Annotated in this window: 20 protein-coding genes; 18 read left to right on the top strand and 2 right to left on the bottom strand. The window is 71.4% G+C overall.

The window, feature by feature from the left end:
* The first annotated feature begins 194 nt into the window (after positions 1–194).
* The 5 genes from ACIP93_RS08655 (at position 195) to ACIP93_RS08635 (ending at position 5366) form a co-directional block, all read left to right on the top strand.
* Positions 195–1709: a serine/threonine-protein kinase gene (locus tag ACIP93_RS08655; protein ID WP_401756865.1), complete on the top strand. Its 1515-nt coding sequence runs from the start codon at positions 195–197 to the stop codon at positions 1707–1709.
* Positions 1710–1844: 135 nt separating this feature from the next.
* Positions 1845–3041: a cyclic dehypoxanthinyl futalosine synthase gene (mqnC, locus tag ACIP93_RS08650; protein ID WP_345229025.1), complete on the top strand. Its 1197-nt coding sequence runs from the start codon at positions 1845–1847 to the stop codon at positions 3039–3041.
* A 7-nt stretch (positions 3042–3048) separates the two neighbouring features.
* Positions 3049–3609 carry a hypothetical protein gene (locus ACIP93_RS08645; protein ID WP_345229024.1) on the top strand — a complete coding sequence of 187 codons (561 nt, stop codon included), beginning with the start codon at positions 3049–3051 and terminating at the stop codon, positions 3607–3609.
* 75 nt (positions 3610–3684) lie between these two features.
* A complete protein-coding gene (locus ACIP93_RS08640; protein ID WP_345229022.1) occupies positions 3685–4377 on the top strand; it encodes a demethylmenaquinone methyltransferase in 693 nt (230 codons plus the stop codon).
* 92 nt (positions 4378–4469) lie between these two features.
* A complete protein-coding gene (locus tag ACIP93_RS08635) occupies positions 4470–5366 on the top strand; it encodes a glutaminase (protein ID WP_401757041.1) in 897 nt (298 codons plus the stop codon).
* Positions 5367–5723: 357 nt separating this feature from the next.
* On the opposite strand, the gene ACIP93_RS08630 is transcribed toward ACIP93_RS08635, so the two are convergent.
* Entirely contained in the window at positions 5724–6311 is a 588-nt protein-coding gene (locus ACIP93_RS08630; protein WP_401756862.1) for a GNAT family N-acetyltransferase, read from the bottom strand.
* 105 nt (positions 6312–6416) lie between these two features.
* Here ACIP93_RS08630 and ACIP93_RS08625 point away from each other — a divergent pair, with 105 nt between their 5' ends.
* Together ACIP93_RS08625 and ACIP93_RS08620 are read left to right on the top strand one after the other, a co-directional pair.
* Positions 6417–7712, top strand: coding sequence for a geranylgeranyl reductase family protein (locus ACIP93_RS08625; protein WP_401756860.1), 1296 nt, complete (start codon positions 6417–6419; stop codon positions 7710–7712).
* A 79-nt stretch (positions 7713–7791) separates the two neighbouring features.
* Positions 7792–8718 (top strand): threonine/serine dehydratase, encoded by a 927-nt coding sequence (locus tag ACIP93_RS08620; protein ID WP_401756858.1) that lies wholly within the window; start codon positions 7792–7794, stop codon positions 8716–8718.
* Positions 8719–8808: 90 nt separating this feature from the next.
* Here the strand turns inward: ACIP93_RS08620 and ACIP93_RS08615 are convergent, their stop codons facing one another.
* Entirely contained in the window at positions 8809–9687 is an 879-nt protein-coding gene (locus ACIP93_RS08615) for a C40 family peptidase (RefSeq protein ID WP_401756856.1), read from the bottom strand.
* 790 nt (positions 9688–10477) lie between these two features.
* Between ACIP93_RS08615 and ACIP93_RS08610 the strand changes: the two genes are divergently transcribed.
* Genes ACIP93_RS08610 through nuoK form a run of 11 tightly spaced genes read left to right on the top strand, consistent with a single transcriptional unit; the run spans position 10478 to position 21423 of the window.
* Positions 10478–10837, top strand: a complete 360-nt coding sequence (locus tag ACIP93_RS08610; protein ID WP_189821185.1) for an NADH-quinone oxidoreductase subunit A — start codon at positions 10478–10480, stop codon at positions 10835–10837.
* A gap of 18 nt (positions 10838–10855) precedes the next feature.
* Positions 10856–11410: an NADH-quinone oxidoreductase subunit B family protein gene (locus ACIP93_RS08605; RefSeq protein WP_345229017.1), complete on the top strand. Its 555-nt coding sequence runs from the start codon at positions 10856–10858 to the stop codon at positions 11408–11410.
* Entirely contained in the window at positions 11407–12144 is a 738-nt protein-coding gene (locus tag ACIP93_RS08600; protein WP_345229015.1) for an NADH-quinone oxidoreductase subunit C, read from the top strand. The genes ACIP93_RS08605 and ACIP93_RS08600 overlap by 4 nt, the downstream gene beginning before the upstream one ends.
* Entirely contained in the window at positions 12141–13472 is a 1332-nt protein-coding gene (locus tag ACIP93_RS08595; RefSeq protein ID WP_345229013.1) for an NADH-quinone oxidoreductase subunit D, read from the top strand. The genes ACIP93_RS08600 and ACIP93_RS08595 overlap by 4 nt, the downstream gene beginning before the upstream one ends.
* A 17-nt stretch (positions 13473–13489) precedes the next feature.
* Positions 13490–14365, top strand: a complete 876-nt coding sequence (gene nuoE, locus ACIP93_RS08590; RefSeq protein WP_401757039.1) for an NADH-quinone oxidoreductase subunit NuoE — start codon at positions 13490–13492, stop codon at positions 14363–14365.
* Positions 14362–15735, top strand: coding sequence for an NADH-quinone oxidoreductase subunit NuoF (gene nuoF, locus ACIP93_RS08585; protein ID WP_345229012.1), 1374 nt, complete (start codon positions 14362–14364; stop codon positions 15733–15735). Before nuoE ends, nuoF begins: the two co-directional genes overlap by 4 nt.
* Positions 15732–18278 (top strand): NADH-quinone oxidoreductase subunit G, encoded by a 2547-nt coding sequence (locus ACIP93_RS08580; protein WP_401756853.1) that lies wholly within the window; start codon positions 15732–15734, stop codon positions 18276–18278. Before nuoF ends, ACIP93_RS08580 begins: the two co-directional genes overlap by 4 nt.
* Positions 18275–19648, top strand: coding sequence for an NADH-quinone oxidoreductase subunit NuoH (gene nuoH / locus ACIP93_RS08575; protein WP_345229009.1), 1374 nt, complete (start codon positions 18275–18277; stop codon positions 19646–19648). The genes ACIP93_RS08580 and nuoH overlap by 4 nt, the downstream gene beginning before the upstream one ends.
* A complete protein-coding gene (gene nuoI / locus ACIP93_RS08570; RefSeq protein WP_345229008.1) occupies positions 19641–20291 on the top strand; it encodes an NADH-quinone oxidoreductase subunit NuoI in 651 nt (216 codons plus the stop codon). The genes nuoH and nuoI overlap by 8 nt, the downstream gene beginning before the upstream one ends.
* Positions 20288–21127: an NADH-quinone oxidoreductase subunit J gene (locus ACIP93_RS08565; RefSeq protein WP_345229007.1), complete on the top strand. Its 840-nt coding sequence runs from the start codon at positions 20288–20290 to the stop codon at positions 21125–21127. Before nuoI ends, ACIP93_RS08565 begins: the two co-directional genes overlap by 4 nt.
* The gene (gene nuoK / locus ACIP93_RS08560) at positions 21124–21423 is read left to right on the top strand and encodes an NADH-quinone oxidoreductase subunit NuoK (protein WP_189554133.1); all 300 of its coding nucleotides are present in this window, start codon (positions 21124–21126) and stop codon (positions 21421–21423) included. Before ACIP93_RS08565 ends, nuoK begins: the two co-directional genes overlap by 4 nt.
* Positions 21424–21431: the final 8 nt, after the last annotated feature.

Raw genomic sequence — 21431 nt, 5'->3', positions numbered from 1 at the left:
CGGTGCGGGGCCACCCGATTCCTCCACGCGGCGGACACGCTGTGTGCGCGATCCGTACAAGGAGATGTGCCTCGGGGGGCTTCGGTTCGCCCCCGGCCCGATCTGTCCCAGTGATCCCGCACACGTCGGCCCTACTGTGGGAGCAGGGTCCACGCGGGTTCACGGTTCACGAGGTCTCGGGGGAGAACACCACCATGCAACCGCTGGAAGCGGGCGAACCGCAGAATATCGGTGACTACCGGCTGCTCGGACGGCTGGGGTCCGGCGGCATGGGCCGCGTCTACCTCGGGCGCACCGCGGGGGGCCGCACGGTCGCGGTCAAGGTGGTGCACCCGCACTTCGCGCAGGACGAGGAGTTCAGGGCGCGGTTCCGCCGCGAGGTGGCGGCCGCGCGGAAGGTCGGCGGGGCGTGGACGGCGCCCGTCCTGGACGCGGACCCGGAGGCCCCGGTGCCGTGGGTGGCGACGGGTTACGTCGCGGGCCCTTCGTTGACGCAGGCGGTCGCCGGGCACGGCCCGCTGCCGGACTCCTCGGTACGGGTCCTGGGCGCGGGCCTCGCGGAGGCGCTGACGGCGGTGCACGCGCTCGGCCTCGTGCACCGGGACGTGAAGCCGTCGAACGTGCTGCTCACCCTGGACGGGCCCCGGCTGATCGACTTCGGGATAGCGCGGGCCACGGACGCGACGGCGTCCCTGACGTCGACCGGGGTGTCGGTGGGCTCGCCCGGCTACATGTCGCCGGAGCAGATCCTCGGCAAGGGGGTCACCCCGGCCGCCGACGTCTTCTCACTGGGGGCGGTGCTGGCGTTCGCGGCGACGGGGGCGTCCCCCTTCCCCGGGGACTCGGCGGCCGCCCTGCTCTACAAGGTCGTGCACGAGGAACCCGAGCTGTCGGGGCTGCACGGCGACCTGCGGGACCTGGTCCTGTCCTGCCTCGCCAAGAGCGCCGCCGAGCGGCCCACCCCGCGCGAGGTCGGCGAACGGCTGCTGCCGGGCGGGGCGGCCGCGGCGGTGCGGGCGGGGTGGCTGCCGGGGGAGCTGGTCGCGGAGGCGGGGCGCAGCGCGGTGCGGCTGCTGGAGCTGGAGGCGGCCTCGGGGCCGGTGCCATTCACGCAGGGGGCGTCGGCGCCGGGGGAGTTCGGACCGGCCCCGGCGTGGTCCGGCGACAGCGCGGGCGACGACCCCGCGCGGCGGAGCGGGCGGCAGAACGGGCGGCGGAGCTGCACGGTGGTGCTCGCGGTGGCGGGCGCGCTGGCCGGGGTGGCGCTCGGCATCGCCTTCCTGCCGCCGCTGCTGGGGGAGGAGAAGCAGTCCCGGGACATGTCGGCGTCCGAGCCCCGGGCGCCCGGCGGCGGGGTGCCGGACGGCTTCCTCGGCACCTGGAGCGGCAGCATCACGGAGGCCGCCACCGACCAGCCGCACGGCACGGCCACGATCACCCTCGTGCGGGGCGGCAAGGGCGAGGACGTGCTGAGGTCGACGTACGAGCTGATGGGCTACAAGTGCCACGGCGTCGGCAGGCTGGAGTCCGCGACGGCCGACAAGGTGGTCGTGGTGGACCGCCCCGACCCGGCGCGCCCCTCCACCCCGCTCCTGTGTTCCGGCGAGTCCAGCGAACTCGTCCTCACCCGGAACCCGGACGGCACGCTCCAGTACACGTCGCCGTCCGCGAAACAGGGGAAGCCCTACGGAACCCTCCGGAAGCGCTGACCCCGCCCCCGCACGCCCCTCCCGGGCGGCGGGGCCGCTCCGGGGAGGGGCCGCCCGGCCGGCCCAGGCCGCTGGCGTAGGCTGGATCAGTCTTGACGTACGCTCCCGAAACCCCTCTGGGAAGGACCCGCCCCGGTGACCGAGAAGGCCGACCTCCAGTCTGTCCTTGACCGTGCCGCCGAGGGTGGCCGCATCACCCCCGAGGAGGCCCTCGCCCTCTACCGCGACGCCCCGCTGCACGCGCTCGGCCAGGCCGCCGACGCCGTCCGCCGCCGCCGCTACGCCGGCACCGAGCACATCGCGACGTACATCATCGAGCGCAACATCAACTACACGAACTCCTGCGTCACCGCGTGCAAGTTCTGCGCCTTCTTCGCCGCGCCGAAGAGCCCCGACGTGTGGACCCGCGACCTCGACGACATCCTGCGCCGCTGCGCGGAGACCGTCGAGCTGGGCGGCACCCAGATCATGTTCCAGGGCGGGCACCACCCCGACTACGGCGTCGAGTACTACGAAGAGCACTTCTCGGCGATCAAGAAGGCGTACCCGCAGCTCGTCATCCACTCCCTCGGCGCCTCCGAGGTCGAGCACATGGCCCGGATCAGCAAGGTGAGCACGAAGGAGGCCATCCAGCGGATCCACGCCGCCGGCCTCGACTCCTTCGCCGGCGCCGGCGCCGAGCTGCTCCCGGCCCGCCCCCGCAAGGCCATCGCCCCGCTGAAGGAGTCCGGCGAGCGCTGGCTGGAGATCATGGAGGAGGCCCACGGCCTCGGCGTCGAGTCGACGTCCACCATGCTCATGGGCACCGGCGAGACCAACGCCGAGCGCATCGAGCACCTGCGCATGATCCGCGACGTCCAGGACCGCACGGGCGGCTTCCGCGCCTTCATCCCGTACACCTACCAGCCGCAGAACAACGCGCTGAAGGGCCGCACCCAGGCCACCCTCTTCGAGTACCTGCGGATGATCGCCATCGCGCGCATCTTCCTCGACAACGTCGCCCACATCCAGGGCTCCTGGCTGACCACGGGCAAGGAGGTCGGCCAGCTCTCCCTGCACTACGGCGCGGACGACCTCGGCTCGATCATGCTCGAGGAGAACGTCGTGTCGTCCGCCGGCGCCAAGCACCGCTCCAACCGGATGGAGATCATCGACCTCATCCGCAAGGCCGGCCGCGTCCCCGCCCAGCGCGCCACCACGTACGAGCACCTCGTCGTGCACACCGACCCGGCGGACGACCCGGTCGACGACCACGTCGTCTCGCACCTCTCCTCCACGGCCATCGAGGGCGGCACGGCCCACCCCGAGCTGAAGCTCCTCGCCTCCAACTGACGCGCCGGTGCTGACCATCCACCGGGTGCGCGGCATCCGGGAGGCCGACGGAGTGCGCGGGAACGCGGTCGTCGTGGACGGCGACCGCGTTCGCGCCGTCGGCACGTACGAGGAGCTCGCCCCGGAGCTCGACCCCCGCGCCCGCGTCCGGGAGTGGGACGGCCACCTCACCCCCGGCCGCTTCGAGCCCGACGCCGTCGACCTCCTCCAGGCCCACTACTGGCCCGACCCGCGCGAGGCCGACGAGCTGGGCGCCGAGCCGCTGACCGGGCCCGCCCTGCGCGGCCTGGACCTGACCGACACCCGCTGGGGCCACAGCGCCCGCCGGGGCGTGCAGCGGCTGCTCGCGCACGGGACGACCGCCGTCGCGGGGCCGTTCACCCACCCGGCGGTGCGGACCGCGGTCGAGCGGTCACCGGTACGGGTCCTGCCCGCGCCACGCCCGGGCCCGCTCGCCCCGTCCGCCCCCGCCGACTTCGCGGTGTTCGCGGAGGGGACGGACGCGGGGACGCCGGGGGCCTGCCTGGTCACCGTCATCGGCGGCAGGCTGGTGTTCCGGCGGGCCTGAGGGCGAGCCGCCGATCCCGGGCCCGCCGGTGAGCCCCCGCACGCCCGCCGCCCCGCTGCCCGGCACAATGGGCGGGTGACCCGAGCATCCCTGGACAAGCAGCCGCACGAAGTCGCCTCGATGTTCGACGGAGTGGCGGCGAACTACGACCTCACCAACACCGTCCTGTCCCTGGGCCAGGACCGCGCCTGGCGCAAGGAGGTGACCCGGGCCGTCGACCCCGGGCCCGGCAAGCGCGTCCTCGACCTCGCGGCCGGCACCGCCACCTCCTCCCTGCCCTTCGCGGCCACCGGCGCGTACGTGGTGCCGTGCGACTTCTCGATCGGGATGCTGAGCGAGGGCAAGAAGCGGCACGCGCACCTGCCCTTCACCGCCGGTGACGCCACGAAGCTCCCCTTCCAGGACAAGTCCTTCGACGCCGTCACCATCTCCTTCGGGCTGCGCAACGTCGTCGACACGGAGGCCGCGCTGCGGGAGATGTTCCGGGTGACGAAGAAGGGCGGACGGGTGGTGATCTGCGAGTTCTCCGACCCCACCTGGGCGCCGTTCCGGACCGTCTACAACGAGTACCTGATGCGGGCGCTGCCGCCGGTCGCGCGCGCCGTCTCCTCCAACCCCGACGCGTACGTCTACCTCGCCGAGTCCATCCGCGCCTGGCCCGACCAGGCCGGACTCGCCAAGAAGCTGCAGCAGGCCGGCTGGTCGAAGGTCGCCTGGCGCAACCTGACCGGCGGCGTGGTCGCGCTGCACCGGGGCGTGCGGATCTGATGAGCGCGGGGTCGGCCGGGCCGGGAGCCGTGGCGTCGGAGCACGGGCGGGAGAGCGAGCCGGAGCAGCCCGCGGACTTCGACTTCCAGGGCATCCTGCGCCGGATCGAGGCCGACGTGCGGCCGCAGATCGGGGCGGGGCAGGTCGCCGCGTACATCCCCGCGCTGTCCTGCGTCGACCCGAACCGCTTCGGCATGGCGATCGCCGACCTCGACGGCAAGGTGTACGGGGTGGGGGACTGGCAGCAGCCGTTCTCCACCCAGTCCATCACCAAAGTCTTCGCCCTGGCGCTGGCCCTCGCGCAGGGCGGCGACGACCTGTGGGAGAGGGTCGGCCGGGAGCCGTCCGGCAACCCCTTCAACTCGCTCGTGCAGTTGGAGTACGAGAACGGGATACCGCGCAATCCGTTCATCAACGCCGGCGCGCTCGTCGTGACGGACCGGCTCCAGACCCTCACCGGCGACGCGAGCAGCGAACTCCTCGGATTCCTCCGGCAGGAGAGCGGGAACCCCGCCGTCACCTTCGACCCGGAGGTCGCCGCCTCCGAGTCCGACCACGGCGACCGCAACGCGGCGCTGGCCCACTTCATGGCGTCCTACGGCAACATCGCCAACCCGATCCCCGCCCTGCTCGACCACTACTTCTGGCAGTGCTCGATCGAGATGAACTGCGCGGACCTGGCGCTGGCCACCCGCTTCCTGGCCCGGCACGGCCTGCGCGCCGACGGCACCCGGCTGCTGCCGCGCCGCCTCGCCAAGCAGATCAACGCGGTGATGCTGACCTGCGGGACGTACGACGCGGCGGGCGAGTTCGCCTACCGGGTCGGGCTGCCCGGCAAGAGCGGGGTGGGCGGCGGGATCGTGGCCGTCGTCCCGGGGGTGTGCACGGTGTGCGTGTGGAGCCCCGGGCTCGACCCGCAGGGGAACTCGGTGGCGGGCATAGCCGCCCTGGACCGCTTCACCACCCTGACGGGCCTCTCGGTCTTCTGACACCGGGCACGCGTGCGGGGGCGCGGTGGTTCCGGTCCCGTGCGGGTGCGTCGTGGTCACGGTCCCGTGCGGGTTCGTGGCGGTCTGGGTCCTGTGCGGGTTCGTCGTGGCTGGTCGCGCAGTTCCCCGCGCCCCTGAAGGGGCTGCTTCGCAGCCGCCTTCCCCCTCTCCCTTTCCCCCGGCCCCTTGCGGGAGGGCGGGCAAGGGGCGGCCCCTTCCGCTCCCGGCCCACCCGGGTGCCGCCGCCTCCTGCGCAAGCGCCTGCGCCGGGTGCACGTCCCCGCCGGGGCCGCGAGCCCGGCCCCCGCCCCGGCCGCACCCGCCGCGGAAGGCCGAGCCGCCCCGTACCCCGCCCCGCTACAGCGTCAGCCGGAAGCAGCGCCCCTCCCGCCCCGCCCCCGGCACCACGAAGGGCTCCGCCTCCCGCATCCCCAACCGCTCCGCCACGGCGATCGACCGCGCGTTGCGCACGTCCACCACCGCCACCACCTCCGGCACCCCCGCCGCCCGCACCCGCGCCACCGCCTCCCGCGCCGCCGCGGCCGCGTAACCCCGGCCCCAGAACTCCCGCCCCAGCCGCCACCCGATCTCGATCTCCCCGACCGGCCCGTAGTGCGTGTGCGGCCACGGCTGCGCGCCGGTGAAGCCGATCACCCGGTCGTCCTCGTCCAGCAAGGTCCACAGGCAGTAGCCCAGTTCCGCGTCGTGCTTGCGCTGGCGGGCCGTCAGCTCCTCGTACACCGAGACCCCCTTCGGCTTCCCGCCGAAGAACTCCATGACCTCGGCGTTCTTGAACACGTCGTACCAGGCGTACGCGTCCTCCTCGACCGGCACCCGCAACCGCACCGCCGGCAGGGCGCGCGACGGCGCGGAGGACGGCACCACGGACGGCACGGCGGACGGTACGGAAGCCACGGCGGGAGCCACAGGCGGCGTGAGGGTCATGAGGGCAGCCCTTCAGATGATGGAGGAGTACGCCCCCATAGACTGCCCGTAGCCCTGTGCCGTCAAGGCACGACATCGACATCGAGTCTTACGGGAGACCCCGCCGTGACCGAGCCCGCGACCCCGACCCCCTCCGAGCACAGCGCAGATGTGATCGTCGTCGGGGCCGGACCCGCCGGCTCCGCCACCGCGTACTACCTGGCCAAGTCGGGTCTGGACGTCCTCCTCCTGGAGAAGACCGCCTTCCCCCGCGAGAAGGTCTGCGGCGACGGCCTCACCCCCCGCGCCACCAAGCAACTGGTCTCCATGGGCATCGACATCTCCGAGGAAGCCGGCTGGCTGCGCAACAAGGGGCTGCGCATCATCGGCGGCGGGCAGCGGCTCCAGCTCGACTGGCCCGAGCTGGCCTCGTACCCGGACTACGGACTGGTCCGCAAGCGCGACGACTTCGACGAACAGCTCGCCCGGCAGGCCCAGAAGGCGGGCGCCCGGCTGTACGAGCGCTGCAACGTCGGCGCCCCGGTCCTCGACCGGCGCACCGGCCGCATCACGGGCGTCGAGGCCAAGCTCGGCGAGGACAAGGTCCCCACCGCCTTCCACGCGCCGCTCGTCGTCGCCGCCGACGGCAACTCCACCCGGCTGTCCCTCGCGATGGGGCTGCACCGGCGCGAGGACCGCCCGATGGGCGTCGCGGTACGGACGTACTTCACCTCGCCCCGCCACGACGACGACTACCTCGAATCCTGGCTGGAACTGTGGGACCGGCGCGGCCCGCAGGACCGCCTCCTGCCCGGCTACGGCTGGATCTTCGGCATGGGCGACGGCACGTCCAACGTCGGCCTCGGCATCCTCAACTCCTCCAAGGCGTTCAAGGAGCTGGACTGGCGCGAGGTGCTCAAGGCGTGGTGCGCGTCGATGCCCGAGGAGTGGGGGTACACCCCCGAGAACATGACCATGCCCATCCGGGGCGCGGCCCTCCCCATGGCCTTCAACCGCCAGCCCCACTACACCAAGGGGCTGCTGCTGGTCGGTGACGCGGGCGGCATGGTCAACCCGTTCAACGGCGAGGGCATCGCCTATGCGATGGAATCGGGGCAGATCGCCGCGGACGTCATCGTCCAGGCCCACGCCCGGGCGACGCCCGCGCAGCGGGAGATGGCGCTGGCCCGTTATCCGCAGGTCCTCAAGGACACCTACGGCGGGTACTACACGATGGGCCGCGCCTTCGTGAAGCTCATCGGCAACCCGAAGATCATGAAGCTGGCGACGGAGCGGGGTCTCACGCATCCCGTCCTGATGCGCTTCACCCTGAAGATGCTGGCCAACTTGACGGACCCGACGGGCGGCGACGCGATGGACCGCATCATCAACGGCCTCGCCAAAGTCGCCCCCACCTCCTGACTCCCGCCCCCTCGGCCACCGCGCCCTGTCGTCGCCCTGGCCCCTCCGGAACGTCCCTGCCCCCCCGCCTGGAGCCCCCGTGCCGTCACCCAGCGCCCCCCGACTGACTTCCGGCGAGATCAAGGCCGCCGCCGAACGGATCGCCGGCCGCATCCGCCCCGTCGCCGTGGCGCAGGCCTCCCCGCACCGCTTCCTCGCCCTCGAACTCCTCCAGCACACCGGCAGCTTCAAGGCGCGCGGCGCGATGAACTTCCTCCTCGCCCATCAGGAGAGCGGCGGCCTCCCCGACGCGGGCGTCACCATCGCCTCCGGCGGCAACGCCGGCCTCGCCTGCGGCTGGGCCGCCCGCGAACTGGGCGTGCGGGCCACCGTCTTCCTGCCGGAGAACGCCCCCGCGGTGAAGGTCGCCCGGCTGCGTTCGTACGGCGCGGAGGTACGGCTCGTGGGGCAGCGGTACGACGAGGCACGGGCCGCCTGCGAGGAGTTCGCGGCGGCCTCCGGGGCCCTGGCCTCGCACGCGTACGACCATCCGCTGATCGCGGCGGGCGCGGGCACCCTGACCGAGGAGATCCTGCGGGGGGTTCCGGGAGGCGTGGACACGATCGTGGTCTCGGTGGGCGGCGGCGGACTCTTCGCGGGGGTCGCGACGGCGGCGCTGGAGGCGGGCGTGCGGGTGGTCGCCGTCGAGCCGGAGAACTGCCGTGCGCTCCACGCCGCCCTGGACGCGGGCCGGGTGGTGGACGTACCGGTGTCCTCCGTGGCCGCCGACTCCCTCGGCGCGACCCGGGTCTCGCAGGACGCGCTGGAAGCGGCCCGGCGGGAGGGCGTGCGCTCCGTGCTGGTCACCGAGGAGGCGATCGTGGCGGCCCGTCAGCGCCTGTGGGACGAGCACCGCCTCGCCGTCGAACACGCGGCTGCGACCGCGGCCGCCTTCGTCCCCGAGCCCGGCGCCCGGACCGCCTTCGTCCTGTGCGGCGCCAACACCTCCCTCACCACCCTGGCCTGAGGCCCCGCCGCATCCCGCGCACGCCGAGGGGCCGCCGTCCCCGAGCGGGAGGACGGCGGCCCCTGGCCAAGCGAATTCAGGACAAACGGATCAGAGGACCCGCACCGCGCCCGTCGGCGGGTCGTACGACAGCGGGCGCTCGACGACGCCCGTGCCCGAGTTCTGCGCACCGACGAAGTTGCCGCCGCCCACGTAGATGCCCACGTGGTACGCGCTGCCCGCGCCACCCCAGTACAGGATGTCGCCCGGCTTGAGGTTGTTCAGGCCGACCTGGGTGCCCGCGGTCGACTGGCTCTGCGAGACCCGCGGCAGGTCCACGCCGATGCTGCGGAACGCGGCCTGGGTGAGGCCGGAGCAGTCCCACGCGTTCGGGCCGGTGCTGCCCATGACGTACGCGTCGCCGACCTGCGCCCGAGCGAACGCGACGACGGCGGCGGCGCTGCCGGTGGCCGTCGACTTGGAGGAGGAGGAGGAAGAGGAAGAAGAGGGAGAGGAAGACGAGGAGGAGGACGAGGAGGCGGGGGTGGCGGCGGAGTAGGAGCGCAGCGAGGAGCGGTCGGAGGAGCGCGAGGCGCGGTCCTCGGCGGCCTTCTGCTCGGCCTTCTGGCGGGCCTCGGCGGCCTTCTTCTCGGCCTCCGCCTTGCGGTCCGCCTCGGCCTTGGCCTTCTTGGCGTCCTTCAGGGCGGTTTCGGCGGCCGCCTCCTGGCGGGCCTGCCGGTCGTACTCGAAGGCGATCTGCTGCGTCGCCTCCGCTGCGGTGCTGACGGTGGAAGCGGGCTTCGCGGGGGCGTCGGTGAGCGTCGGCATCTCGACGGTGGTCTCGTGCACCGGCTCGGCGTTCGCCGGAGCCGCTGCGCCGGCAACCGCGATGGTGCTGAGGACGCCACCGGCAACTCCGGCACGGAGCGCCATCTTCGAGGCGCTGCGACGGGGCTTCCGGTGGCTGGTTATGTGAGCGGTGTGGGACATGAGAACAACCGCTATCAGAGGTAACGACTCGGCATCAAGAAACGTGGTCTCCGCCACAGTTGCCGAAAAGTGGCCCGAATTCGGTTTCCCAGCAGTCTTATTGACGCCGTAACGGGCAAAACGGGCATCCATGATCGGTGCTGTGATCACGGGTTTTCCGCGATACGCCCCAATTGCCCCGACGCCTACCATCTGTTCACACGCATGGCCAAGCCCGGTTTCCCGGCGCGTTGTTGAGCGTGACGCAGGTCACACGGCGGGCGGTCAACGGTGAGTCGGCCGACGGAGTCGCCCCCCGGCTCGTGCGCTCGTGAACGCGCGCACGTGTCCACCCGCCTCCGCGGACCCCCTCGGGCGGGTGAGTCCGAGTCGTCGGGAATCACCGGGGAGGGTCCCGCGCGGCTTTATCACGCCGGGGCGTCCAGTTCCAATTTGCTTGTAGTGGACAGCTCTTGATAGAGCAACACGTCTCTCACCAGCGGCAACGCCACCGAATGTCACGGCAGGTGATCACTTGCGCGCTTCCGGTACGTAGATCACCGCTCATCCGGCTTCATGATCCTTCGTCAGGTGGTGGAGATCACAAACTCGTTGTCGCACCCCGTGTCGCAGATCACAGACCAGCAGGCATAGGATGCGGGGCAGTCAGGCTTGTGAACTGCCTCACATATCCGCGATCTTCCTACGGTTCCACCGCGGAGAACGACGAGGCGCACCGGCCCCCCGCTCCGGGGCAGGCACGAGCCCGGCGCGGTCCAACGGTCAAGGACGACTGGAAGGAGCGAGGAGGGTGAATGCTTACGCGCCCATCCTTGTGCTCGGCGCCCTCGGGGCAGGGTTTGCGATCTTCTCCGTGGTCATGGCCACGCTTATCGGCCCCAAGCGCTACAACCGGGCGAAGCAGGAAGCGTACGAGTGCGGCATCGAGCCCACCCCGACGCCGGCCGGCGGCGGCCGTTTCCCCATCAAGTACTACCTGACGGCGATGCTGTTCATCGTCTTCGACATCGAGATCGTCTTCCTCTACCCCTGGGCGGTCTCCTTCGACGCCCTGGGGATTTTCGGGCTCGTCGAGATGCTCCTCTTCGTGCTCACCGTTTTTGTCGCGTACGCGTACGTATGGCGTCGCGGCGGCCTGGAATGGGACTGAGGGGCTGAGGGATCACCCATGGGACTCGAAGAGAAACTGCCGAGCGGATTCCTGCTCACCACCGTCGAACAGGCCGCTGGCTGGGTGCGGAAGTCCTCCGTCTTCCCCGCCACCTTCGGCCTCGCCTGCTGCGCCATCGAGATGATGACGACGGGCGCGGGCCGGTACGACCTGGCCCGCTTCGGCATGGAGGTCTTCCGCGGCTCGCCGCGGCAGGCGGACCTGATGATCGTGGCCGGCCGGGTCAGCCAGAAGATGGCGCCCGTCCTGCGACAGGTCTACGACCAGATGCCGAACCCCAAGTGGGTGATCTCCATGGGGGTCTGCGCCTCGTCGGGCGGCATGTTCAACAACTACGCCATCGTGCAGGGCGTCGACCACATCGTGCCGGTCGACATCTACCTCCCCGGCTGCCCGCCGCGCCCCGAGATGCTGATGGACGCGATCCTCAAGCTCCACCAGAAGATCCAGGGCTCCAAGCTCGGCGTGAACGCGGAGGAAGCGGCCCGCGAGGCGGAGGAGGCGGCCCTCAAGGCACTCCCCATGATCGAGATGAAGGGGCTGCTGCGGTGAGCGACCAGCACGTCAACGGCCGGACCCAGGACGAGAGCGCCCCGCACCCGGTCCCCGCCCCGCGCGAGTCGGGCGGCGAGGTCGTCCGTACCCGCAAGGGCATGTTCGGCGCCAACGACGGCGGCGACACCACCGGTTACGGCGGTCTCGTACGGACCGTCACCTTCCCCGGGGAGTCGGCACGCCCGTACGGCGGGTGGTTCGACGAAGTCGCCGACGAACTGGAAGGGGCGCTGGAGGAGCAGGACCTGCTGCCCTCGCACGCCATCGAGAAGACGGTCGTCGACCGCGGCGAACTCACCTTCCACATCGCCCGCGAGCACCTGCTCCAGGTGGCCCGCACCCTGCGCGACGACCCCGCCCTGCGCTTCGAGCTGTGCACGGGAGTGAGCGGGGTGCACTTCCCGGAGGACAAGGGACGCGAGCTGCACGCCGTCTACCACCTGCGCTCGCTCACCCACGGGCGGCTCGTCCGGCTCGAAGTCAGCGCCCCCGACGCCGACCCGCACGTCCCCTCGCTGGTCTCGGTGTACCCGACCAACGACTGGCACGAGCGCGAGGCGTACGACTTCTTCGGCCTGGTCTTCGACGGCCACCCCGCCCTGACCCGGATCATGATGCCGGACGACTGGCAGGGCTTCCCGCAGCGCAAGGACTACCCCCTCGGCGGCATCGCCGTCGAGTACAAGGGCGCCCAGATCCCGGCTCCGGACCAGCGGAGGTCGTACTCGTGACCACTCCCCCTTCTTCTGCGTCGGCCCGCGAGACCACCGAGGGGACCGTCTACACGGTCACCGGCGGCGACTGGGACGAGGTCGTCCAGTCGGCGGCGAAGTCCGACGACGAACGCATCATCGTCAACATGGGCCCCCAGCACCCGTCCACCCACGGCGTGCTCCGCCTGATCCTGGAGATCGATGGCGAGACCGTCACCGAGGCCCGCTGCGGCATCGGCTACCTCCACACCGGCATCGAGAAAAACCTCGAATTCCGGAACTGGACGCAGGGCACCACCTTCGTCACGCGCATGGACTACCTGACGCCGTTCTTCAACGAGACGGCGTACTGCCTGGGCGTCGAGAAGCTGCTCGGCATCACCGACCAGATCCCCGACCGGGCCAGCGTCATCCGCGTGCTGCTGATGGAGCTCAACCGGCTCTCCTCGCACCTGGTGTGCATCGCCACCGGCGGCATGGAGCTCGGCGCGACCACGATCATGATCTACGGCTTCCGGGACCGCGAACTCATCCTGGACGCCTTCGAGCTGATCACCGGCCTGCGCATGAACCACGCGTTCGTCCGCCCCGGCGGCCTCGCCCAGGACCTCCCGCCGGGCGCCATGGACAAGCTCTCCGAGCTGCTGAAGACCATGCGCAAGAACCTCCCGGAGTACGACAAGCTCGCCACCGGCAACCCCATCTTCAAGGCCCGCATGCAGGACGTCGGCTATCTCGACCTCACCGGCTGCATGGCGCTCGGCGCCACCGGGCCCGTGCTGCGCTCCGCGGGGCTCCCGCACGACCTGCGCAAGACCGACCCGTACTGCGGCTACGAGACCTACGACTTCGAGGTCCCCGTCGCCGACACCTGCGACTCCTACGGCCGGTTCCTGATCCGGCTCGAAGAGATGCGCCAGTCCCTCGACATCGTCGAGCAGTGCCTGGAGCGGCTGAAGAAGCCCGGTGACGTCATGGTCGCGGACAAGAAGATCGCCTGGCCCGCCCAGCTCGCCATCGGCGCGGACGGCCTCGGCAACTCCCTCGACCACATCAAGAAGATCATGGGCACCTCCATGGAGGCCCTGATCCACCACTTCAAGCTGGTGACGGAGGGCTTCCGGGTCCCGGCCGGCCAGGCGTACGCGGCCGTCGAGTCCCCCAAGGGCGAACTCGGCGTGCACGTCGTCTCCGACGGCGGCACCCGCCCCTACCGGGTCCACTTCCGCGACCCGTCCTTCACCAACCTCCAGGCCATGGCGGCGATGTGCGAGGGCGGCCAGGTCGCCGACGTCATCGTCGCCGTCGCGTCCATCGACCCCGTGATGGGAGGCGTCGACCGATGACCGATGTGTCACTGGGCATGCCCCAACTGCCCGCCCCCGCCTACCCGGACGAGGTCCGGTCCCGCCTGGAGGCGGACGCGGAGGAGGTGATCGGCCGCTACCCCGACAGCCGCTCCGCGCTGCTGCCGCTGCTGCACCTCGTGCAGTCCGAGGAGGGGTACGTCTCCCGCACCGGCATGCGGTTCTGCGCGGAGGTGCTCGGCCTGACCACCGCCGAGGTCACCGCCGTCGCCACCTTCTACACGATGTACCGGCGCAAGCCGTCCGGCGACTACCAGGTCGGCGTCTGCACCAACACCCTGTGCGCGGTGATGGGCGGCGACGCCATCTTCGAGGAGCTGAAGGACTACCTGGGGGTCGGCAACAACGAGACCACCGGCGACGGGAAGGTCACCCTCGAACACATCGAGTGCAACGCCGCCTGCGACTACGCCCCCGTGGTGATGGTCAACTGGGAGTTCTTCGACAACCAGACCCCGGAGTCGGCGAAGAAGCTCGTCGACGACCTGCGCTCCGGCCGGCCCGTCGAGCCCACCCGGGGCGCCCCGCTGTGCTCGTACAAGGAGACCGCCCGCATCCTGGCCGGCTTCCCCGACGAGCGCCCCGGCGCGGTGGAGGCCTCCGGCGGCGCCGGGCACGCCTCGCTGCTCGGCCTCCGGCTCGCCAAGGGCGAGGCGATCGGCCAGCCCCGCGTCGTGGCGCCGCGCGGCGAGCACCAGCAGGACGCGCCCAAGCAGGACGCGCCCAAGCAGGACGCGCCCAAGCAGGACGCGCCCCAGCCGGGCTCCGAGCACCTCAGCTCGCACGACGCCCCCCAGCCCACCTCGGCCTCCGACCCGGCCGCGGCACCCGAGCAGCACCCGGCAGGACCCTCGTCCGAGGAGGGGGAGTGATGACCTTGGCAGCCGAGATCAACAGCAACGGCAACGGGGACAGCCCCGAGAAGCTGCTCTCGCCCGTCCTCTCCGCCTTCTGGGACGACCCGAAGTCCTGGACGCTGGAGACCTACCGCAGGCACGAGGGGTACGAGGGCCTGCGCAAGGCCCTCGCCATGACCCCGGACGACCTCATCGCGTACGTGAAGGACTCCGGTCTGCGCGGGCGGGGCGGCGCCGGGTTCCCCACCGGGATGAAGTGGCAGTTCATCCCGCAGGGCGACGGGAAGCCGCACTACCTCGTCGTCAACGCCGACGAGTCGGAGCCGGGGACCTGCAAGGACATCCCGCTCCTCTTCGCGAACCCGCACAGCCTCATCGAGGGCATCGTCATCGCGTGTTACGCGATCCGTTCGAACCACGCCTTCATCTACCTGCGCGGAGAGACCGTCCCCGTGCTGCGCAGGCTGCACGAGGCCGTGCGGGAGGCGTACGCGGCCGGCTACCTCGGCACGAACGTCCTCGGCAGCGGACTCGACCTCGAACTCACCGTGCACGCGGGGGCGGGCGCGTACATCTGCGGAGAAGAGACCGCCCTGCTCGACTCGCTCGAAGGCCGTCGCGGCCAGCCCCGGCTGCGTCCCCCCTTCCCCGCGGTCGCCGGGCTCTACGCCTGTCCCACTGTCGTCAACAACGTCGAGTCGATCGCGTCGGTTCCCGCGATCCTCAACAAGGGCAAGGACTGGTTCCGTTCGATGGGCAGCGAGAAGTCCCCGGGCTTCACGCTGTACTCGCTGAGCGGGCACGTCGCCAACCCGGGCCAGTTCGAGGCCCCGCTGGGGATCACCCTGCGCCAGTTGCTCGACATGAGCGGCGGGATGCGGGCCGGGCACCGGCTGAAGTTCTGGACGCCGGGCGGCTCCTCCACCCCGATGTTCACCGACGAGCACCTGGACGTACCGCTCGACTACGAGGGGGTGGGCGCGGCCGGCTCCATGCTCGGGACGAAGGCCCTCCAGTGCTTCGACGAGACGACGTGCGTGGTGCGCGCCGTCACCCGGTGGACCGAGTTCTACGCCCACGAGTCCTGCGGCAAGTGCACGCCCTGCCGCGAAGGCACCTACTGGCTGGTGCAGTTGCTGCGCGACATCGAGGCCGGCAAGGGCCGGATGTCCGACCTCGACAAGCTCAACGACATCGCCGACAACATCAACGGCAAGTCCTTCTGCGCGCTCGGAGACGGTGCGGCCTCGCCGATCTTCTCCTCGCTCCAGTACTTCCGCGCGGAGTACGAGCAGCACATCACCGGCAAGGGCTGCCCCTTCGACCCCGCCAAGTCGACCCTGTGGGCCGACCGGCACGCCGAAAACACGGAGGTGAACGCATGACCGTCACGACAGACAGCGCGCCCTCCGGGGGCGGCGAGGCGGCGGTCCCCCGGGAGGATCTCGTCTCCCTGACCATCGACGGCATCGAGATCAGCGTCCCCAAGGGCACCCTGGTCATCCGGGCCGCCGAACTCCTCGGCATCGAGATCCCCCGGTTCTGCGACCACCCCCTCCTCGACCCGGCCGGCGCCTGCCGCCAGTGCATCGTCGAGGTCGAGGGCCAGCGCAAGCCGATGGCCTCCTGCACCATCACCTGCACCGACGGCATGGTCGTCAAGTCGCAGCTCACCTCCCCGGTCGCCGACAAGGCGCAGCGCGGGGTGATGGAACTGCTGCTGATCAACCACCCGCTGGACTGCCCGGTCTGCGACAAGGGCGGCGAGTGCCCGCTGCAGAACCAGGCCATGTCGCACGGCGACCCCGACTCCCGCTTCGAGGGCAGGAAGCGGACGTACGAGAAGCCCGTCCCGATCTCCACCCAGGTGCTCCTGGACCGCGAGCGGTGCGTGCTGTGCGCGCGCTGCACCCGGTTCTCCAACCAGGTGGCGGGCGACCCGATGATCGAGCTGATCGAGCGCGGCGCGCTCCAGCAGGTCGGCACCGGCGAGGGCGACCCGTTCGAGTCGTACTTCTCCGGCAACACGATCCAGATCTGCCCGGTGGGCGCGCTCACCTCCGCCGCGTACCGCTTCCGCTCCCGCCCGTTCGACCTGGTGTCCTCGCCCTCGGTCTGCGAGCACTGCGCCGGCGGCTGCGCGACCCGCACCGACCACCGGCGCGGCAAGGTCATGCGGCGCATGGCGGCCGAGGACCCGGAGGTCAACGAGGAGTGGCTGTGCGACAAGGGCCGCTTCGGCTTCCGGTACGCCCAGCGGCCCGACCGGCTGACGACTCCGCTCGTGCGCAACGCCGACACCGGTGAGCTGGAGCCCGCGAGCTGGCCGGAGGCCCTGGCGGCGGCGGCCGAGGGGCTGGCGGCCGCGCGCGGCCGCGCCGGTGTGCTGGCCGGCGGCCGCCTCACCGTCGAGGACGCCTACGCGTACGGCAAGTTCGCCCGCGTCGCCCTGGACACCAACGACGTCGACTTCCGCGCCCGCGTCCACAGCAGCGAGGAGGCCGACTTCCTGGCCGCCCGCGTCGCCGGGCGCGGCCGCGACCTCGACGGCACGGGAACGACGTACACCACCCTGGAGAAGGCCCCGGCGGTGCTGCTCGCCGGGTTCGAGTCCGAGGAGGAGGCGCCCGGCGTCTTCCTGCGGCTGCGCAAGGCCCACCGCAAGCACGGCCAGCGCACCTTCGCCGTCGCCTCGCACGCCACCCGCGGCCTGGAGAAGGCGGGCGGCACGCTGCTGCCCGCGGCCCCCGGCACCGAGACCGAGTGGCTCGACGCGCTGGCCGGGCGCACGGGACTGGACACCGCCGACGCGGTCCGCGCCGCCGACGCGCTGCGCGAGCCCGGCGCGGTGATCGTGGTCGGTGAGCGGCTGGCGGGGGTGCCGGGCGCGCTGACCGCGGCCGTTCGGACCGCGTCGGCGACCGGCGCCGAACTGGTGTGGATCCCGCGCCGGGCCGGTGAGCGCGGGGCCGTCGAGGCGGGCGCGATCCCGTCGCTGCTGCCCGGCGGGCGTCCCGCGATCGACCCCCGGGCGCGCGAGGAGGTCGCCGCCGTGTGGGGGGTGGCCGAACTCCCGCACCGGTACGGGCGCGACACCGGCCAGATCGTGGAGGCCGCCGCGACCGGCGAACTCCTCGCCCTGGTCGTCGCGGGCGTCGACCCGGCCGACCTGCCGGACCCCGCGCGTGCGCGGGAGGCGCTGGACGAGGTGCGCTTCCTGGTCTCGCTGGAGCTGCGGCCCAGCGAGGTCACCGCCAGGGCCGACGTCGTCTTCCCGGTGGCGGCGGTCGCCGAGAAGCCCGGCACCTTCCTCAACTGGGAGGGCAGGGCGCGGATGTTCGAGGCGGCGCTGAAGCCGGAGCAGATGACGCGCACGCTCGCGCCGAGCGACGCGCGGGTGCTGCACATGCTGGCCGACGCCATGGCCTCCGTCGGGGGCGCCGACCGGCACGGTCACTTCGCGCTGCCGGACCTGAAGTCCGTACGGCGCGAGCTCGACCGGCTCGGCGCCTGGGACGGACCGTACGCCTCCGCTCCGCTGGAGGCCTTCCGGCCGCTTCCCCGAGCGGGCGCCGGAGAGGCCGTCCTCGCCGGCCACCGGATGCTGCTCGACCAGGGCAGTCTCCAGGACGGCGACGAGGCGCTGGCCGGCACCCGGCACGCGGCCGTGGCCCGGCTGTCGGCCGCCACCGCCGCCGAGACCGGCGTCCAGCACGGCGACCTGCTGGCCGTCACCGGCCCGGCCGGAACCGTACGACTGCCGCTCCAGGTCACCGCGATGCCCGACCGGGTGGTCTGGCTCCCGCTGAACTCGGTGGGCGGCGGCGTCCTCTCCGACACCGGGGCCCGCCCCGGCCAGTTGGTCGCCCTCGCGCCCGCGAAGCCCGCGACGAGCGCCGAAACCGCTCCGACGGAGGTGACGGCATGACGACGGCGTACACATTGGCGGCCGAAGACCTGTCCATGTTCGGCACGGACCCCTGGTGGCTCGTCGCGATCAAGGCCGTCTTCTGCTTCGCCTTCCTGATGGTGACCGTGCTGTTCTCCATCGTGTGGGAGCGCAAGGTCGTCGCCTGGATGCAGTTGCGCATCGGCCCCAACCGGCACGGCCCCTGGGGCATGCTCCAGTCGCTCGCCGACGGCGTGAAGCTGATGCTGAAGGAGGACCTGGTCGTCAAGCGCGCCGACAAGGTCGTCTACGTCCTGGCCCCGATCGTCGCCGCCATCCCCGCCTTCATGGCGATCGCGGTGATCCCCTTCGGGCCGCCCGGCAACGAGGTCTCGATCTTCGGCACCCGGACGTCGATGCAGCTCACCGACCTGCCGATCGCGATGCTCTACATCCTCGCGGTCGCCTCCGTCGGCATCTACGGCATCGTGCTGGCGGGCTGGTCGTCGGGTTCGACGTACCCGCTGCTCGGCGGTCTCCGCTCGTGCGCGCAGATGATCTCGTACGAGATCGCCATGGGCGCGGCCTTCGCCTCCGTCTTCCTCTACTCGGGGTCGATGTCCACGTCGGAGATCGTGGCGCAGCAGCACGACAAGTGGTTCGTCATCGTGCTGCCGGTGTCCTTCCTGATCTACGTCGTCACCATGGTCGGCGAGACCAACCGCGCCCCGTTCGACATGCCGGAGTCCGAGGGCGACCTGGTCGGCGGCTTCAACACCGAGTACAGCTCGATCAAGTTCGCGCTGTTCATGCTGGCCGAGTACGTCAACATGGTCACCGTCTCGGCGGTCTCGGTCACCCTCTTCCTGGGCGGCTGGCGGGCCCCGTACCCGATCAGCTCCTTCTGGGAGGGCGCGAACCACGGCTGGTGGCCGATGCTCTGGTTCGTCCTCAAGGTGCAGTTGCTGCTGTTCTTCTTCATCTGGCTGCGCGGCACGCTGCCCCGGGTGCGCTACGACCAACTGATGAAGCTGGGCTGGAAGGTCCTCATCCCGCTCTCGGTGGTCTGGCTGATGCTGGTCGCGACCATGCGGGCGCTGACCCGCGAGGGCGTCGAGTTCCGGTCGATCGTCTTCTACGTCGCCGGGGCGGTCCTCGCCGTGCTGCTGGTCTCGTACGTGTGGGAGATGTTCCGGCGCTCGAAGCACGAAGGGCCCGAAGAGAGGGAGGACAAGGCCGCGTTCGACCCGATGGCCGGGGGATTCCCGGTGCCTCCGCTGCCCGGACAGACCCTGCCACCGGTGCCGCGCAGGCGGTCCCGGCAGGAGCGGGAGCTCGTTGTCAGTGGCGGCGGCCACACTGAGGGCATTGCTACTGAGAGTGACGGAAAGGAGGCTGACGGTGTCTGACGCGTCGTCCCGGGGCGAAGACCCCCGGACCCCCTGGCAGAACCCCGTGGCCGGCTTCGGCGTGACCTTCAAGGCCATGTTCAAGAAGCGGCTGACCGAGCAGTACCCGGAGACGCCGAAGGTGACGGCGCCGCGCTTCCACGGCCGTCACCAGCTCAACCGGCACCCCGACGGCCTGGAGAAGTGCGTCGGCTGCGAGCTGTGCGCCTGGGCCTGTCCGGCCGACGCCATCTACGTGGAGGGCGCGGACAACACCGAGGAGGAGCGCTACTCCCCGGGCGAGCGGTACGGCCGCGTCTACCAGATCAACTACGCCCGCTGCATCCTGTGCGGGCTGTGCATCGAGGCGTGCCCCACCCGGGCGCTCACGATGACCAACGAGTTCGAACTGGCCGACAGCAGCCGCGAGAACCTGATCTACACGAAGGACCAGCTCCTCGCCGGGCTCACCGAGGGCATGGTCGAGGCGCCGCATTCGGTCTTCCCGGGCACGGACGAGCAGGACTACTACCGGGGGCTGGTCACCGAGGCCGCGCCCGGCACGGTCCGGCAGGTCCCGCTGAGCAGGCAGGAGCGGCCCCAGGAGGGCGCCTCCACCTTCGGCGAGGACGAGCCCGCCGCCGGCAAGGTGGTGGGGGCATGAGCCACACCCTCGCTGCCGCCGCGTCCACGGGCGAGGCCGTGCAGTTCTGGATCCTGGGCACGGTGGCCGTCGTCGGCGCGCTGGCCACGATCCTGATGAAGAAGGCCGTGCACAGTGCGCTGTGCCTCGCCGGGACCATGATCATCCTGGCGGTCTTCTACCTCGCCAACGGGGCGTACTTCCTGGGCATCGTCCAGATCGTCGTCTACACCGGCGCGATCATGATGCTGTTCCTGTTCGTGGTCATGCTGGTCGGCGTCACCGCCGCCGACTCGCTCAAGGAGACGCTGAAGGGGCAGCGCTGGCTGGCCGCCGGATGCGGCGTCGGCTTCGGGATCCTGCTCATCGCGGGCATCGGCAACGCCGGGATCAAGGAGTTCAACGGACTCGGCCAGGCGAACGCGGCCGGCAACGTCCAGGGGCTGGCCGAGCTGATCTTCACGGACTACGTCTTCGCCTTCGAGATCACCGGCGCCCTGCTGATCACCGCCACGGTCGGCGCGATGGTCCTCACCAACCGCGAGCGCACCGAGCGCGCCAAGACCCAGCGGGAACTGTCCGAGCAGCGCGTCCGCGCGGGCAAGCACCTCCCGCCGCTGCCCGCCCCCGGCGTCTACGCCCGGCACAACGCGGTCGACGTCCCCGGTCTGCTCCCCGACGGCACCCCGTCCGAGCTGACCGTGATGCAGACGCTGCGCGAGCGCGGCCAGGTCCGGGACGTGTCGGCCCAGGCGCTGAGCGACCTCAAGGCCCTGGAGCAGCGCTCGGAAGAGCGCCTGGGGCGCGACGACGCGGAGCGCCGCCCGTCGCGGCGCGAAGAGGAGGCGGCCAAGTGAACCCGGTCAACTACCTGTACCTCGCCTCGCTGTTGTTCACCATCGGCGCGGCAGGAGTGCTGATCCGGCGCAACGCCATCGTCGTGTTCATGTGCGTCGAGCTGATGCTCAACGCCTGCAACCTGGCACTGGTCGCGTTCTCCCGGATGCACGGCAATCTCGACGGCCAGATCATCGCCTTCTTCACGATGGTCGTCGCCGCCGCCGAGGTCGTGGTCGGCCTGGCGATCATCGTGTCGCTGTTCCGGTCCCGTCACTCGGCCTCGGTCGACGACGCCAGCCTGATGAAGCTGTAAGGGGCGCA

It is taken from the genome of Streptomyces sp. NPDC088745, from assembly GCF_044751045.1.
GTDB lineage: Bacteria > Actinomycetota > Actinomycetes > Streptomycetales > Streptomycetaceae > Streptomyces > Streptomyces cremeus.
Note: the sequence above shows the minus strand (reverse complement) of the source record. Positions and strands in the feature narration are given on the sequence as shown.